The 622-nt window shown below is 62.4% G+C and carries 1 protein-coding gene; it reads right to left on the minus strand.

The window, feature by feature from the left end; all coding sequences use genetic code 11:
- A partial coding sequence (locus tag RVY79_RS16985) for a UvrD-helicase domain-containing protein (protein ID WP_317465650.1) occupies nucleotides 1-538 on the minus strand: 538 nt, incomplete at its 3' end.
- Nucleotides 539-622 lie beyond the last annotated feature (84 nt).

The following is a 622-nucleotide window of genomic DNA, read 5'->3' on the forward strand; positions in this document are numbered from 1 at the left end:
TGTCCTGGAAGTCGAGCTTCCCGTTCCGCGCCAGCGCTTGTTGGTATGCCGAATACAGGCGCTCCTCAACGCTGCCAGGCGGAACCCTGCCGAAGTCCATTTTGATTGCCTCGATGGCGGCCAAAGCGGCTTCTTCCTTCCAATCAAGGTCGGCTTCCTTCAGGGCTTGTGCAACCAGCGCCAACTGGTCCCCCTCGTTGGCGATGTCCTGCTGCTTGCATCCCTTTGGTGTGAGCTGCTTGAACGCCAGCCCGTGAAAGGTCCCTGCCAACAGGCGAGCCTTCGATGCCGGCCCGGCCAGCGCGCGAATGCGCTCCTGCAGTTCCGTGGCCGCCTCCTTGTTGAAGGTCACAGCACCGACCCTGCATGCGGGATCGGCGAGAAGAATGGCTGCCTTGGTCGCAATTGTCTTTGTCTTTCCGGCGCCCGGGCAGGCAACGGCGACACAGTGCAGGCGTAGGTCTGCCACTTCGCGCTGTGACGGGTTCAGTTCGTCTAGGATTGACGTGGGCATCTGAGAAACCAATACGGTGGCCAACCCCGAGCCTGCGATGGCCGATGGGGTCGGCAAGTGGCCTGCGAGCCGGGTGAAGCTTCTGGAAACTCGCAGGCCCCCGGGACT

The organism is Chromohalobacter sp. HP20-39 (genome assembly GCF_033052815.1).
In the GTDB taxonomy this organism is placed as follows: Bacteria; Pseudomonadota; Gammaproteobacteria; order Pseudomonadales; family Halomonadaceae; genus Chromohalobacter.